Below are 13,332 nucleotides of genomic sequence, written 5' to 3' on the forward strand. Positions count from 1 at the left end.
TCTCCTTTTGGCGGGAAGTTTCGGCATACTATGGGCCGCTTCCGATACCGTAACGGTGTTTGCCGCCGCCTCGACGACCAACGCGGTGACCGAGATCGGCGCTGTTTTCAGCGAAAGAAATGCGGAGCGCTTTCTGCCGTCCTTCGCCTCCTCTTCCACCCTGGCCAAGCAGATCGAAAACGGCGCGCCGGCGGATATCTTCATCTCGGCCAACAAGAAGTGTATGGACTACCTGGAAGAAAAGGGGATGATTGAGAAAGGCACCCGCTTCGACCTTTTGAGCAACCGCATCGTGCTGATCGTTCCGGCCGACAGTGCCGTGAAGGACATCCCCATCGGTCCGGCGTTCGACCTGCCGGCGTTTCTCGGCGAGGGCCGCCTGTCCATGGGCGACCCCGACCACGTGCCGGCCGGCATCTACGGCAAGCAGGCCCTTGAGAGCCTCGGGGTGTGGAACACCATTGAAAGTCTTGTGGCGCGCGCCAAGGACGTGCGCGCCGCCCTGGCTCTGGTGGAGCGGGGCGAGGCCCCGGTGGGGCTGGTCTATGCCACGGACGCCGACATTTCGGACAAGGTGCGCGTGGTGGGCACCTTCCCTGAAACCAGCCATCCGCCCATTGTCTATCCCGCGGCGGTCGTGGCCGGGAGGCGCTCTCCGGCAGTGGACCGCTTCATAACCGTGCTCCAGTCCCCGGAGGCCAGAGCGGTGTTTGAAAAATACGGCTTTTCGGTGCCCTGATGCAGGGGTGGACGCTCTCAACCGTCGAAATCGAGGCGCTTAAACTGAGCCTGTGGGTATCCTTCTGGGCCGTGGCCGGCAGTCTGCCCCTGGGTGTACTGATGGCCTGGGTGCTGGCCCGCCTGGACTTCCCGGGCAAATCCCTTCTGGACGGGTTCATTCACCTGCCCCTGGTACTCCCGCCGGTGGTGATCGGCTACCTTTTACTGGTGGGGTTCGGGCGCCGGGGCGTTCTCGGGGCTTGGCTTCATGACCTGGCCGGCATCACCCTGGCTTTTAATTGGAAGGGGGCTGCGGCGGCGGCGGCGGTCATGGCTTTCCCCCTGATGGTGCGGGCCGTGCGGTTGTCCATCGAGGGCGTCGACCGGGGTGTTGAGGCGGCCGCGCGGACGCTGGGCGCCGGCCCTGTGCGGGTCTTTTTCACGGTAACCCTACCCCTCGTCACGCCGGGGATTCTGACCGGCTTGATCCTGGCATTTGCCCGCAGCCTGGGTGAATTCGGTGCCACGATCACCTTCGTCTCCAACATCAAGGGCGAAACTCAAACCCTGCCGCTGGCGCTCTACACGCTGACCCAGATGCCTGGTGGCGAGGTGGGGGCCATGCGCCTGTGCCTTATCTCGGTGGTCATCGCCATGGCGGCCCTAGTGGCCTCGGAAGGTCTGGCCCGCCGGTTTGCCGCCTACATCAGGGGGTGATGGATGCTGGACCTGCATGTGATCAGACAACAGGGCGATTTCCGGTTGGACGTGGCCTTCCGCTCCCCTGACGTGGGGGTAACCGCTCTGTTCGGCCGCTCAGGCGCCGGCAAGACCTCAGTGGTCAACATGGTGGCCGGACTTGTGCGCCCGGACCGGGGGCACATCGTCGTCAACAGCCGCACCCTGTTCGATGCTGCCAAGGGCCTGCATGTCCCGCCCGAAAAACGGCGCGTGGGCTACATCTTCCAGGACGGGCGCCTATTCTCCCATCTATCGGTGAAGTCCAACCTGACTTACGGCATGCACCTCACCCCGCCTTCCGAGCGCCATGTCGCCCTAAACGACGTGGTGGATCTCCTGGGTATCGGCCGCCTTCTCCACCGCCGGCCCGCCAAACTTTCGGGTGGGGAAAAGCAGCGCGTCGCTATCGGCCGGGCCTTGTTGACGAGCCCGGCCCTGCTTCTGATGGACGAACCGCTAGCCTCACTCGACCGCAGCCGCAAGGCCGAAGTACTGCCTTTTTTGTCACGGCTGTGCGGCGAACTGTCGACGCCCATCCTGTACGTCAGCCATTCCCTGGAAGAGGTGCTCAACCTGGCGGACACCATGGTGCTGCTGGACGACGGGCGGGTGGCGGCCTCCGGACCGATCGAGGACTTGATGAACCGGCCCGACCTGCAGCAGTTGACCGGGGCCGATGACCTCGGGACGGTCATCGCCACCACGGTGGAGGCCCACGAGGAGGGTTTGACCCGGCTTGGTTTCCCGGGCGGGATGTTGTGGGTGCCCAAGGTGGCCGTGCCTGTGGGAAACCGGCTGAGGGTCCGCATCGGGGCCCGCAGCGTGGCCATCGCCCTGCAAAAGCCCCCGGGAACCAGCCTCCAGAACATCTTTCCTGGCAAGGTGACCGCCATCACCGGCGGTCCCGGGGAACTGCTGGACGTTCGAATGGACATCGGCTGCCCGCTTTTGGCCAGGATCACCGCGCGCGCCATGCAGGCCCTGGCCTTGATGCCCGGCAAGCCGGTCTGCGCCATGGTTAAAAGCGTCGCCGTCTCCCGCGGTCACCTGAACGCATCCCTGGATCCTCAGATCGATGCGTAAGGCTGACAGTTTTTTACAAGCCTGATTTCCATGCTGGGCCGGATCTGGAAGGGGTTCGCCGTGACGGTTTTCACCCCCCGGGTTTGGCCGGTTTTGCCACCCGAAGTGCGCATGCCATTGCCTCCTACGTGCTTGTCTAAGCTGAAGGGATTGGCGCGCCGCCATTTTTTTTAGTTTGATCGGCAACCGCTTTCTGAAAGCAGCCCACGTCGCATTATGGCCGGTACGGCCGCTATCCCGTTTTTTTGCTTGACAAACAACGAGCCTTTTGCCGTATGTTGGCTCTCGTAAGGCAAGCGCTTATCACTTATTCCTTGTTTTTCATCACTACCCGCATCCCTCCTCACACGGAAATCGAACCTGGGTGATTGTGTGCGGCAGGCGGCTGGCTGCAAAGGGCGGACACATGAAACGGATGATATTCGTACTGGCCTTATGTCTGATGATGGTCCCGCTTGGATCGGCGATCGCGCGTGCCTCGGAAGCCGAAGCCGATTTTTCCATCCATGCCGGTCGTGCGCCAAACAGTCATTTTTTATCGGGTCCCGTCCTTGCCACCGCCTCTCCTGCCGCCGTCGAGGGCGAGGCCGGCGCCCACACGGCGGTTGAAGCCGATCATGGACATGGTCACCCCAATCTAGGCGAGGTCCTTCCCCTTTGGAGCTGCATTCCGTTTGCCGGCATGCTGCTATCCATCGCCCTTTTCCCACTGCTGGCGCCGGAATTCTGGCATCATCATTTCGGCAAGGTCTCCGCCTTTTGGGCCGCGACCCTCGCCCTTCCGTTTCTAGCGGCCTTCAGGGGACTCGCCCTTTATGAAATCCTGCACATCATTCTGGCCGATTACGTGCCGTTCATCATCCTGCTCTGGTCGCTGTACACGGTTTCGGGCGGCATCCTCCTGCGCGGTACTTTGCGCGGCACCCCGATCGTCAATACGGTCATTTTGCTGATCGGCACCCTGCTGGCCTCCTGGATGGGCACCACCGGGGCGGCCATGCTGCTGATCCGGCCTTTTCTGCGGGCCAATACCCACCGCAAAAACCGGACATTCATGGTGGTGTTCTTTATTTTCCTGGTCGCCAACGTGGGCGGTTCGTTGACGCCGCTGGGGGATCCACCGCTTTTCCTTGGGTTTTTGCACGGGGTATCGTTTTTCTGGACCCTTCATATCCTGCCGCACATGCTGGTGGTTTCGATTCTGCTGCTGGTGATCTACTTCCTGCTGGACAGCTACCACTTCCGCAAGGAAGGGGTTAAGGCCCCCGACGACGGGGTCAAGGTGCCCTTGAAGCTGGTGGGCATCCACAATTTCATCTTTTTGGCCGGCATTGTCTGCGCCGTGCTGATGAGCGGCGTCGTCGACTGGGGGGAGGTCACCACCCTGGGCATCCATCGCGCAGTTCAGGACTGGGTGCGCGACGGCCTGCTGATCGGCATGGGCATCCTGTCCATGGTGACGACATCCATCACGATTCGCGAAGACAATGATTTTACCTGGTTTCCGATTATCGAAGTCGCCTATCTCTTCATCGGCATCTTTATCACCATGATCCCGTGCCTGCTGATCCTCAAAGCCGGGCTGAAGGGGGAGCTGGCCTTTTTGATCCAGGGCGTCAACCGGCCGGCCCATTATTTCTGGGTGACGGGCGCGCTTTCCGCTTTTCTGGACAATGCCCCCACCTACCTCACCTTTTTCAACACCGCCCTGGGCAGCTTCTTCGCGGGCATGACCGAGCCCGAGGCCGTGCCCCTGCTGATGACCGATAAAGCGATCTATCTCCAGGCTATTTCCACCGGGGCGGTCTTCTTCGGGGCTGTCAGCTACATCGGAAACGCCCCCAACTTCATGGTGCGCTCCATCGCGGAAGAGGCCGGCACGCCCATGCCGAGCTTTTTCGGCTACATCATCCGGTTTTCCCTGTTGTTTCTGATACCCAGCTTCGGGATCGTCACCTTGATTTTCTTTTGACCACAGGAGGGGCTGTTATGGGAATCGAAAAGGTCCTCTTTCACACCCGGTTCCGTGATCTGGCCTTCAATGCTCTCGAGACGCTGCTGGAATTGAAGCAAGCCGGTTTGCAGGAAGTCGTTCTGACCTACGTGATCCCCAGAGAGGAGGTGGCCTTCGTGCCCTATGGGGGCTATCTCAAGGATGCGGCCGAGCAAATGGAGGAAGTCGCCCGGTTGCGTTTCGAGCAATGGCAGGAGTTCATTTCATCCAAGGGCCTGCGCAGCAAGGTCCGGATCGAGACCGGCACCTTGAACGCCAAAATTCTCGCCGTGGCCGAAGAGGAACAGGTGGACCTGATCGTCACCGGCCGCAAGAAACGGTCCGCCTTTGAAAAAGTCTACGTAGGCTCCCACGTACTCGATATCATTCGCCGCAGCCCCCGGCCGGTTTTGATGGGCAAGTACATGGTGCAGTACGAATGGGCCGGGGAGGTGTTGACGCGTGTCAACGACCATATTTTCGACCGGCCGCTGCTGGCCACCGACTGGTCGCAGCCCTCCCAAAACGCCCTGGAGTTTATCAAGTCCTTCAAGGGGCTGGCCAGTAAGGTCCTGGTGGTCCACAATATCGGTGCTAAAATTTCCAAGGGCTTGGATGTGACGGCCCTGCGGGACCTCGAGGAGGAGAGCAAAAGACGATTGGATGGTTATTGCGGACGGATCGAAGAAGCGGGGCTGAGCGCCGAATCCTATCTTTCGGTCGGCAAAACGACCCTGGAAATCCTCCGACAGTCGCGGGAGCAGAAAGCCACCATGATCGTCATGGGCCGCACCGGCAAGGACTGGTTCCAGGAGTATTGGCTGGGAGGCGTTTCCCACCGGGTAGCGGAGGTCTCCGAGCTGCCGGTGCTGCTGGTGCCCTAAGATGCTTCTTAGAAAATCTGGCCGGTTGGTCGGCTGTGGTCACAACGCTAACCATCATAGCGCCCGACCCCATAGAAGGTGGATTCGCCATGATCGAAAATCTGCATAATTCCAATATCGGGATTGTCGGGGGAGGGCGTTTTTGTAAAATTTTTCTCAAATTCCTGCACGAAAAGAATGTTTCCGAGCGCAGCGTCTCCGTTCTCGGGGTTGCCGATATCAACCCGCATGCCGAGGGGCTGATCTTTGCCCGTCAACTGGGGATCTTCACCACCCACGACTACCGGGAGCTCTTCAATCTCGAGAACCTGGAGGTCCTGATCGAGATAACCGATGATCCCGCCCTCGGCGAGACCATCGGAAAAACCAAACCCGAGGGCGTCCAACTCATCGATCACATCGAAGCCCAGGCCATCTGGAGTTTGCTGCGGCTTGAAAGCGAAAAGCGTAAGGCGTTGAAGGAGCTGAAACCGCAGGAGGGCGTCACCCCGACTATCTTGGAACACTTTGAGAAGTTCGCCGACCGGCTGGCCAAGGTGATCAAAAACCGCAACCAGCGCTACCTTGAAATCGAAAAAGAGCTGATCGAAAGCGAGCGCACCCTGGCCCAGATCATTCAGGGCAGCACGATGCCGACTTTCGTGATCGACAAGAATCACATCGTCACCCACTGGAACAAGGCCATGGAGCGCCTGTCGGGGATTCCGGCCGAAGAAATCCTCGGCACCAACCGGCAGTGGATTTCCTTCTGGGAAACGAAGCGCCCCAGCATGGCCGATTTGATTCTGGACCAAGCCGGCGAGGAAACTCTCAGCGAATTCTACGGCAAATCATGGCGTAAGTCAGCCCTCATCGAAGGCGGTTACGAGGCCGAGTATTATTTCCCCAACCTCGGCCCCGACGGGAGATGGTGCTGGTTTACGGCCGCCCCGCTCAAGGCGCCCGACGGCACCCTCGTCGGCGCCATCGAAACCCTGTGGGATAAGACCGAAGACAAAAACGCCGAGCGCGACCGGGAGCGCCACACCCATTTGCTGACAGAAACGGCCCGCGCCCTGGCCGAGAGTGAACGGACGATGACCCAGATCATCCAGGGCAGCACGATACCGACTTTCGTTATCAACGAGAATCACTTCGTGACCCACTGGAACAGGGCCCTGGAAAGGTTGACCGGCTACAGCGCCGATGACATCGTGGGCACCCGCAACCAGTGGCGGCCCTTTTACCACAACCAACGCGGAACCATGGCGGATGTGATTCTGGACCAGGGCGACGAGGCCGAGATCGAAAAACTCTACGGGGCGAAGTGGCGCCACTCAAGCCTGATCGAAGACGCTTATGAGGCCGAGGATTTCTTCCCCCATTTTGGCGACAGCGGTAAATGGCTTTGGTTCACCGCTTCGCCGATCAAGGCCCCGAACGGAAAAATCGCCGGAGCCATCGAAACCCTCTGGGACAAAACCGAGGACAAAAGGGCGGAAGAGGAACGGGAGCGGCGCACCAGGGAGTTGAGCGCCCTGTGTTCGATCTTCACGTCCCTGAACACAGTGGAGAAATTCGATGCCGGTATCTTAAAAGCGATCCGGATCATGATGGATTTTCTCGGGGCTGACGGCATCTGCATCTATATGCAGGATGACAACGGCAAATACCGCTTGCGCTATGGCTACGGGTCTTCGAAAAATGCCTGTTCCAAGATAAGCGTGCTCGACGAGAGCAGCATCATCCACCAGGTGGCCCAAAACAACCAATTTACGGTGTATGAGAACCTGCCCGAGGGTTGCAGCGACGAAATCTGCCTGCTGGAGGATAACAAACTCCTCTCCCTGGCCTATGTTCCCATACATGCCGAGGAAAAAAAGACCTTCGGCGTCATTCGCATTGGCAGTCATAAAGCCGGTCATTTCACCAATGACCAGAGGGACGTGCTGGCGCTCATTGGAAATCAGATCGGCATCGCCATCGAAAACGCCATCCTGCAGGAACGGTACATCAAATCCGAGGAGAAGTACCGCACCCTGTTCAACTGCGATCCGCACCCGACTTTCATCCTGGACATCCAAACCCACCGGATCCGGGACATCAATCAAAGGGCCTTGGATATTTACGGCTATTCTCGGGAGGAGATGGTGGGGATGCATTTCCTCGAGCTGGGTGACAGCGATGAGGAGTTGGCGCAGGCGCTGGAGAATATTTCACTGGGCAAATCCCTACTGTTGACCAAAAGAAAGCACTACCGCAAGGGGCATCGCCCGTTTTTCGTCAACATCAATGTCAGCGATGCCAAATACGGTGAAAGCGAGGTGGTGATGGCATCCACCACCGATATCACCGAAAGCGTGGAGAAGGAAACGCAGCTGATCCAGGCCAGTAAAATGACGACCTTGGGACAGATGGCTGCGGGTATCGCCCATGAGATCAATCAACCGCTGAATGTCATCCAGGTCTGCGCGGATTTTTTCCTCAAAATGATCGGCCGCGGGCAGCCCATCGGCGAAGAGGACTTGAAATCGATGGCAGCCGATATCGGCAGAAACGTCCAGCGGGCGGCGGCCATCATCCAGCACATGCGGGATTTCGCCCGCCAGTCCGGGGGGACCCGCAGCAAGATCGATATCAATGATCCCATTCGCGACGTTTTCAAGGTGCTGGGCCATCAACTGCGGGTTCATGAAGTCGAGCTGGTCCTCGAACTCGACCCGGACATTCCCCCCATCATGGCCGATCACAACCGGTTGGAGCAGGTCTTCATCAACCTGGTGACCAACGCCGTCGACGCCATGGACGAAAAACGCAGCTGGCCGGAATACGACAAAGTCGAAAAATCGCTCAGGATCAGATCCTTCTCCGAAAACGGTTTCGTTGCGGTGACCGTCTCGGATACCGGTGTCGGCATGAGCGAAGAGGTTCTGGCCAAACTGGGGGAGCCTTTTTTCACCACCAAGGATATCGGCAAGGGAACGGGGTTGGGCGTCTGCATCAGCCACGGCATTGTCAAAGACTACGACGGCAGCATCGAAATCGAAAGCAAAGTCGGCGAGGGCACGACATTCAAACTGAAATTTCCAGCGCTGAGGCCAACTGAAGAAGAATGAACAGAATCCTGCTCGTCGATGACGAACCCGATATATTGCGAGTGCTCGGCATTTCCCTGCGGGCCGACGGTTATCAGGTGCGGACCGCGGGGGGTGGCGAGGAAGCCCTGACGATTTTCGCCCGTGAAACCCCCGAGCTTGTCATCACCGATATCAAAATGCCTGGTATGAACGGGATCGAGGTCTTGCGGGAAGTAAAGAATATCAACCCCGAAACTGAAGTGATCATCATCACCGGCCACGGTGACATCGATTCGGCCATCGAGGCCCTGCAATACGGGGCGTCCGATTTCATCAACAAGCCGGTGCGCGACCAGCAGCTCTCGATCGCACTCAAACGGGCCCAGGAAAAGATTCAAATCAAACAGCAGCTGCGGGAGTACACCACCAGCCTGGAGCAGAAGGTTGAGGCGGCGACGCGCGAGATCAGGCGACGCTCGAACTTTCAGAGCAAGTTGATTCGAAGCTCCAACAACGGCATCGTGGCCACCGATAAAGATTTAAAAATTGTTATCTACAATCCCGGTGCAGAGAAAATTTTTGGCTATCCGCATCACGGCGTCGTTCATCGCATGCAGATTCAAGAACTCTACACGCCCCAAATCACCGATTTGATTATAAGGGGAATGACCCAGGAAAACGCTTTGGAAGAGTTTCCCTGGCAGGAAACATCGATTCTGTCTGAAAGCGGCGAGGTCATTCCGGTCCGGTTTTCGGGTTCGATTCTCCATGAAAAAGGCCAAAAAATGGGGAGCGTTGCGTTTTTTCAGGATCTGCGTGAAATCAAGCGGCTGGAACGCGAACTGCTCAAAGCCGAGCGGCTGGCCGCCGTCGGTCAGACCGTGGCCGGACTGGCCCACGGGCTCAAGAACATTTTGCACGGACTCAAGGGCGGCAGCTATCTGGTTGACTTGGGAATTAAAAAAGACGATACTGAAAAACTCAAAAACGGCTGGGACATGATCAAGCGCAACATCGGACGCACCTCGGAACTGGTCATGGACCTTCTGACTTACTCCAAGGAAAGAGAACCCGAATTTGAGGACTGCTTTCCCAACGAAATAGCGACCGAGGTGGCCGATCTGCTGGCCGAAAAGGCGCGGGAAAGCCAGGTCGAGATAAAAAAGTCGCTGGACCCGTCGATTTCGCAGGTCTCGATGGATCCGCGCATCGTTCACACTGCGCTGCTCAACCTGGTGACCAATGCCATCGATGCCTGTCTATTCGATGAAGATACCGGGAAAACGTGGCAGGTTGTGGTCGCCACGACCCTTGAAGACGACAACACCATCCGGTTTGACGTCTCCGACAATGGCGCCGGCATGAGCAAAAATGTCAGCGACAGGTTGTTTACTTCTTTTTTCAGCACCAAGGGGCACCGTGGAACGGGCCTTGGCTTGATGGTGACCCGCAAGCTCGTCGAAGAGCACGGCGGGCGGATCGATGTGATCTCCAGCCCCGGCAAGGGAACCACCTTTACCATCCACCTGCCTTTCGAGGCCGCCGGTCAAAAAGAGACAACATCCAGCAAAAAATAAAAAAACGATAGACGAGGAGGATTCACCATGGGTAAAAAAGTTCTGGTCGTCGACGATGACCCGGATGTTCGCTTGTTTAACGTGACGGTTCTCGAAGAAAACGGTTACACCGCGTTGGTGGCCACCAATGGCGAAGAGGGCAAGAACATGGCCAAACAGGAAAAACCGGATCTGGTCATTCTCGATGTCCTCATGCCCCGTGAAAGCGGCATTCGGTTGTACCGCGAACTCAAAACGGACAAGAATCTCAAACACATACCCATTATCATGCTGTCCGGAATAGCTGAGAAATCCTTTCTGCGTTCCCAAAAGGTCCTGGCGGAGTTCGGTGATGTCCCCGTTCCCGAGCCCGAAGCCTATCTGGAAAAACCAGTGGATGCCGAAGAATTGGCTGCGACCATCAAAAAAATTATCGGGTGATGCGGCGGGCTGGCGATCGACACCCATCGACAAAAGACGAAACAAGCCATGAAAATAAAAAAACTGCTGTTCGTAACCAAATTCGAGGAGCTGGGCTTTGACGCCCTTCAAGCCCTTTTGATTCTGCGGCAGGCCGGGCTCGAGCACGTGGTTTTCGTCAACATTATCGAGCGCGAACGGGTAGCCATGCGCCGGGGCACCGGTTACAGCAAGGAAGCCGAAATCCGGCTGCGCGAAACCGCCAACATCCGCTTTATCGATTGGGCCGAGAACCTGTTCGAACAGGGCATGGAGGTCGGCGCCTACATTGTGGTCGGCAACTTGGTGGGCGAGGTGATCAAGGCCGCCCAGAAGGAGGAAGCCGATCTGATCGTCGTCGGACGGTCGCAGAAGGGCGTGATCGAGCAGCTTTATGCGGGATCGGACATCACCGAATTGCTGCACCGGACAGCCAAGCCGATTCTCGTTTACAAATACCTGACGGAGAGTTCCTTCGCCCTCGAAAAGCCTTTTGAAACGCCCGTCCTGGCGACCGACTGGTCACCGGCCAGCCTGCGGGCCGTCGATTTCCTGAAGGAACTTAATGGAATCATCAACAAAATTCACGTCGTGCACGTTGCCGACCAGAAAAAACTCAGCGGTTCGGCGATGGCGATTCAGAAAACGCGCAAGGAAATACGCGGTCGATTGGACGAGATTTGCCACATTTTCGAAGCCGAGGGGATTCCCGCAGCGCCACATGTCTACGTGGGCAGCCCGGACCAGGAGATCGAGAAGGCCGCACGGGATTGCCAGGCAACCCTGATCGTCATGGGATCGTCCGGCAAAGCGAACTGGGTGGAGCGATGGCTGGGCAGCACGCCGCGCAACATCGCGGAAAAGTCGGATTATCCGACCCTGCTCATCCCGCCAAAACAGCTATAGATGCGGCGGCAGTATTTTTCGCGCGGTCAACGCAATCAAAAAATGCGCAAAAGAATAGCGTCTTGGATTGCACGATAAATTCAGCAAAGCCGTCATGCCCCGGGGGTGATTGAAACCACGCGCATGCAATTGGGCCAATTGAGGCGAAACTACACGCAAGATCTGGAAATATTTTTTTTCGAGACCCTGACGTTCAACAGGAGGGATTCATGGCGGTAATTACGATTTCAAGACAATTCGGCGCGGGGGGTAAAACCGTCGGAAAAAAGGTTGCCGACAAACTGGGCTATACGTTCGCCGATGATGACATCATTCAAATGGTGGCCGAAGCGGCCAACGTGTCGCCGCACTGGGTCGAGTCCATCGAAAAGGAGGCCGGCGGCAAGCTTTCCAGGGTCGTCTCCAGCATGGTTTCCAAACGCCTGGTGGACCGCATCCTAAAGGATGAGCGCGGCTACATGGACGAAAGGCTTTACCTGGACTACCTCGTGGTCATCATTGCGCAGATAGCAGAAGAGGGCAACGTCGTCATCCTGGGGCGCGGCAGCCAATACATTCTCCATGATCACCCCGACGCCCACCACGTTCTCCTGATCAACGACCTGAAAAACCGCATCAAGTTCATGACGGAGCGCTACGATTTTTCCGAAAGCCAGGCCACTCAGGTCATCAACCGCGAAGACAAACGCCGACTCAATCTTTATCGCAAGATCGGCAAGACCGATTACGACAATCCGGCCCTCTATCACCTGGTGCTGAACATGGCCAAGATGGACATGCCCACAGCGGTCAGGCTCATCATGAACCTGGTGGCCGCACCATAAGGGCTGCGGCTGCGTCACGGTCGCGTTTTCCGCGGAACTGCGAACGGGTCACCGCCAGCCTGACCTTACATTGCTATCACGTCCCTTCCAGGCGGTCGGCAAAATCCTCCAGAACAGCGGGAAATGAGAAAGGAGTGACGGGATGTACCGATTCAAACGCCTTTTGGTGGGGATTTCCTTTGCGGACCAAGACGGGGCCTCGATCCGCTACGCTGCGATGATCAGCAGGCTGGCGCGATCGGAGAAAGTCGTGTTCCTTCACGTGGCCAGCAGCATGGACCTTCCTGAAGAGCTGCTGAAGGAGTATCCGGATCTTTTTGAACCGGTTGGTGAATACGCCAAAGAAAAAATGCAGAAGTTTGTTCACCAATACTTTGATGGCCATCCGGATACCGAGATCAGCTACCAGGTCGTCGAAGGGGCGCCGCTGATCGAGTTTTTGCGCCAGGTCAAGGAAGAGGACATCGATCTCGTCGTGCTGCGGAAGCGAGGATCGCCCTGGGAATCGGGGACGCTGTTTGAAAAGCTGGCCCGTAAGGCGCCATGCTCGGTGCTGTTTGTGCCCGAGGGCAGCAAGGCGTGGTTCAAGAATATCCTCGTTCCGGTGGATTTTTCGGAAAACGCGCTGGATGCGATGGACGTCGGTGTGGCCATCGGCCTGGCCGCCAAGGGGATCAAGGAGATCTACTGCCTGCACGTTTACAGCGTGCCCATCGGGTATTACAAGACGGGGAAGACTTATGAGGAGTTTGCCGAGATCATGAAGGGCCACGCGCAAAGGTACTATGCGGAATTTATCCAAAAGGTGGACCTCAAGGGTCTTGCCGCGGTTCCCATATTCAAGTTGGAAAAGAAGGAGTACCGGGGCATCCATGATGTGATCGAAGAGCGGGAAATCTCCCTGGTCGTTATCGGCGCCCGGGGCAGAAAGGCCGGCGCCGGCGTACTGCTGGGTAGCGTCACCGAACACCTCATCAACACCACCACCGTGCCCTTCATGGCGGTAAAGAAAAAAGGGGCGGGCATGGGCCTGCTGGATGCCCTGCTGAAACTCTGAGACCTTCCGAACCGCGGGACCGCACTTTCCCCCGGAGATCTCAGGGTCGCGGC

General features: G+C 57.7%; 11 protein-coding genes. All 11 read left to right on the plus strand.

Annotated features, from left to right (window positions below):
* Positions 1–7 precede the first annotated feature (7 nt).
* Positions 8–739: a molybdate ABC transporter substrate-binding protein gene (gene modA, locus LJE63_15020; GenBank protein ID MCG6907915.1), complete on the plus strand. Its 732-nt coding sequence runs from the start codon at positions 8–10 to the stop codon at positions 737–739.
* Positions 739–1,437, plus strand: coding sequence for a molybdate ABC transporter permease subunit (gene modB, locus LJE63_15025; protein ID MCG6907916.1), 699 nt, complete (start codon positions 739–741; stop codon positions 1,435–1,437). The genes modA and modB overlap by 1 nt, the downstream gene beginning before the upstream one ends.
* A 3-nt stretch (positions 1,438–1,440) precedes the next feature.
* Positions 1,441–2,544, plus strand: a complete 1,104-nt coding sequence (gene modC, locus LJE63_15030) for a molybdenum ABC transporter ATP-binding protein (GenBank protein ID MCG6907917.1) — start codon at positions 1,441–1,443, stop codon at positions 2,542–2,544.
* Positions 2,545–2,950: 406 nt separating this feature from the next.
* Positions 2,951–4,516 (plus strand): sodium:proton antiporter, encoded by a 1,566-nt coding sequence (locus LJE63_15035; GenBank protein MCG6907918.1) that lies wholly within the window; start codon positions 2,951–2,953, stop codon positions 4,514–4,516.
* Positions 4,517–4,533: 17 nt separating this feature from the next.
* Complete coding sequence (locus LJE63_15040) at positions 4,534–5,421, plus strand: universal stress protein (protein MCG6907919.1); 888 nt, start codon at positions 4,534–4,536, stop codon at positions 5,419–5,421.
* 89 nt (positions 5,422–5,510) lie between these two features.
* Complete coding sequence (locus LJE63_15045) at positions 5,511–8,516, plus strand: PAS domain S-box protein (protein MCG6907920.1); 3,006 nt, start codon at positions 5,511–5,513, stop codon at positions 8,514–8,516.
* Positions 8,513–10,054: a response regulator gene (locus LJE63_15050; protein ID MCG6907921.1), complete on the plus strand. Its 1,542-nt coding sequence runs from the start codon at positions 8,513–8,515 to the stop codon at positions 10,052–10,054. Before LJE63_15045 ends, LJE63_15050 begins: the two co-directional genes overlap by 4 nt.
* A 27-nt stretch (positions 10,055–10,081) precedes the next feature.
* Positions 10,082–10,474 (plus strand): response regulator, encoded by a 393-nt coding sequence (locus LJE63_15055; protein ID MCG6907922.1) that lies wholly within the window; start codon positions 10,082–10,084, stop codon positions 10,472–10,474.
* A 48-nt stretch (positions 10,475–10,522) separates the two neighbouring features.
* Complete coding sequence (locus LJE63_15060) at positions 10,523–11,398, plus strand: universal stress protein (protein MCG6907923.1); 876 nt, start codon at positions 10,523–10,525, stop codon at positions 11,396–11,398.
* A gap of 209 nt (positions 11,399–11,607) precedes the next feature.
* A complete protein-coding gene (locus LJE63_15065) occupies positions 11,608–12,222 on the plus strand; it encodes a cytidylate kinase-like family protein (GenBank protein ID MCG6907924.1) in 615 nt (204 codons plus the stop codon).
* Between the two features lie 142 nt (positions 12,223–12,364).
* On the plus strand, positions 12,365–13,279 hold the full coding sequence (locus LJE63_15070; GenBank protein MCG6907925.1) for a universal stress protein: 915 nt from the start codon (positions 12,365–12,367) through the stop codon (positions 13,277–13,279).
* Positions 13,280–13,332 lie beyond the last annotated feature (53 nt).

The sequence above is a fragment of the Desulfobacteraceae bacterium genome, from assembly GCA_022340425.1.
Lineage (GTDB): Bacteria > Desulfobacterota > Desulfobacteria > Desulfobacterales > JAABRJ01 > JAABRJ01.

Coding starts and splice junctions, on each gene's coding strand:
- modB (MCG6907916.1), top strand. CDS start 739: ATGCAGGGGTGGACGCTCTCAACCGTCGAAATCGAGGCGCTTAAACTG.
- modC (MCG6907917.1), top strand. CDS start 1,441: ATGCTGGACCTGCATGTGATCAGACAACAGGGCGATTTCCGGTTGGAC.
- LJE63_15035 (MCG6907918.1), top strand. CDS start 2,951: ATGAAACGGATGATATTCGTACTGGCCTTATGTCTGATGATGGTCCCG.
- LJE63_15040 (MCG6907919.1), top strand. CDS start 4,534: ATGGGAATCGAAAAGGTCCTCTTTCACACCCGGTTCCGTGATCTGGCC.
- LJE63_15045 (MCG6907920.1), top strand. CDS start 5,511: ATGATCGAAAATCTGCATAATTCCAATATCGGGATTGTCGGGGGAGGG.
- LJE63_15050 (MCG6907921.1), top strand. CDS start 8,513: ATGAACAGAATCCTGCTCGTCGATGACGAACCCGATATATTGCGAGTG.
- LJE63_15055 (MCG6907922.1), top strand. CDS start 10,082: ATGGGTAAAAAAGTTCTGGTCGTCGACGATGACCCGGATGTTCGCTTG.
- LJE63_15060 (MCG6907923.1), top strand. CDS start 10,523: ATGAAAATAAAAAAACTGCTGTTCGTAACCAAATTCGAGGAGCTGGGC.
- LJE63_15065 (MCG6907924.1), top strand. CDS start 11,608: ATGGCGGTAATTACGATTTCAAGACAATTCGGCGCGGGGGGTAAAACC.
- LJE63_15070 (MCG6907925.1), top strand. CDS start 12,365: ATGTACCGATTCAAACGCCTTTTGGTGGGGATTTCCTTTGCGGACCAA.